This window comes from Allobacillus halotolerans, from assembly GCF_018967645.1.
Lineage (GTDB): Bacteria > Bacillota > Bacilli > Bacillales > Alkalibacillaceae > Allobacillus > Allobacillus halotolerans.
Map to the genome: position 1 here is coordinate 1 of NZ_JAHLZF010000052.1, position 1563 is coordinate 1563.

Below are 1563 nucleotides of genomic sequence, written 5' to 3' on the forward strand. Positions count from 1 at the left end.
TGAATCAATTTCATAATTGCTCTTTTTAAAAATACAAAGACTTCTCCAATGTTTTGAATTGCATTTTTAAAAACAGAAATCATGCAGATTGTTGGTTTTTCATCTGTATATTCAAGCGATCTGCTGCTAACTTTGATGCGTTATAAGTAAGGGTGACTAAATCAAAATGAACTTTGGCACGCTTTCCGGAGCAATACCTTACATTATTTAGTTGAAAATATTCTTTCAAGTAACCATTTACACGTTCAACGGCAGTACGCTTCTTGAACAACTTCTTCCAAGCTTCAGAACCGCGAGCTGGTGCTGTATATTTACGAAGATCTTTGGTGATTTTCATTTTAAATACCTTTTGACAAATGCCTTCTTGAGCGAGTGGACAATCACTGCATTCTTTCGGATGGGTATATTTCAATGTTTCGTACTTTGCATCATAGCTATCATAACGGTAAGAATGTTCCCGAAAACAAGTAGGAGCGAAATACTTATCGAACCCTATGGGTTCGGGTTCGTTTTTACGATTATAAGCGATGATAGACTGTTGCCCCATTCGATAAACTTGTTGATAGATTGGTTCATAATCATACCCTGCATCCATCGTTTGATAACGTATGTTTGGAAGAGAACGCTGTTCCTGCATCCCCTTTAATAAAGGGATTGCAGCTTTTCCATCGTTTAAGTTACCGGATGAAAAGAGTGATTGTAAAATATATTGACTGGAAGAGCCGACAGCCAAATGTCCTTTAAAACCGTACCAAAAAACATTTTTTCCATCACTGTTTTTCTTGATGCCCCATTTGGGTTCCTGAGGAACCCCTTCACGAAGGTCGCCCAACGAAGCATCGAGTTGAGCTACTATTTTCTTTTCGTATAGGGGAAGGCTGGCTTCTTTTTCGGCTTGTTCTTTTAACCATTGATCCCGCTCTTTTTTAGGCTTTCGACCACGTTTCTTTGGTTCCGGCTTTGCTTTCTCTTCCTTTGCTGGAGCTTGATCGCGTGCTTCAAAGTGAGTTGCATCGATAGCAATGGTGTCATCGATAATAAAGCCTTCTTCTATAGCCTGCTCAACAATCTGTCCTTGGACTTTCTCCAGGATATTTGATTGTGTTAATTTTGTGAGCAGTCGTGAATAAGAAGCTTCAGATGGAACACTGTCTGAAACAAGAAAACCACAATTTAATTTGAAGGCTATGTCTTGATTTAATCGCTTAATTAAATCTTTGATGGTTGGAATTCGTTCCACATATCGAACGAAGATTGAGATAATCATTGCAGCATAATTCAGCTCTTCAGGCGCACCACGATGAGATTTTTTCATTACTTCTCGATAAATCATTCTAATATCGATGGCTGAAATGATTGCGTCATATTTATCGGTAGGTTCCATATCATAAAGTTCTTGAATGCTAAAAAGGCTTGGTTGTCGTATAATGGTCATAGGGAGTATTCCTCCAGTCTTTTGGGATGTTTTAGTCAACTACCATTATACAGACTTTGGGGAGGTACTTCCTTTTTTGTGTTTTGAAACCCTTGCCCTGTAAGGGCTAAGATTTATGAAATTTATTC

The 1563-nt window shown here is 38.3% G+C and carries 1 protein-coding gene; it reads right to left on the bottom strand.

Annotated elements, in window-relative coordinates; translation table 11 throughout:
* Positions 1-79: 79 nt before the first annotated feature.
* Positions 80-1435: an IS1182 family transposase gene (locus tag KQ486_RS13950; RefSeq protein WP_212371692.1), complete on the bottom strand. Its 1356-nt coding sequence runs from the start codon at positions 1433-1435 to the stop codon at positions 80-82.
* Positions 1436-1563: the final 128 nt, after the last annotated feature.

Bases quoted from the DNA above. Each gene is read 5' to 3' on its own strand.
- KQ486_RS13950 (WP_212371692.1), bottom strand. From the start codon at position 1,435: ATGACCATTATACGACAACCAAGCCTTTTTAGCATTCAAGAACTTTAT.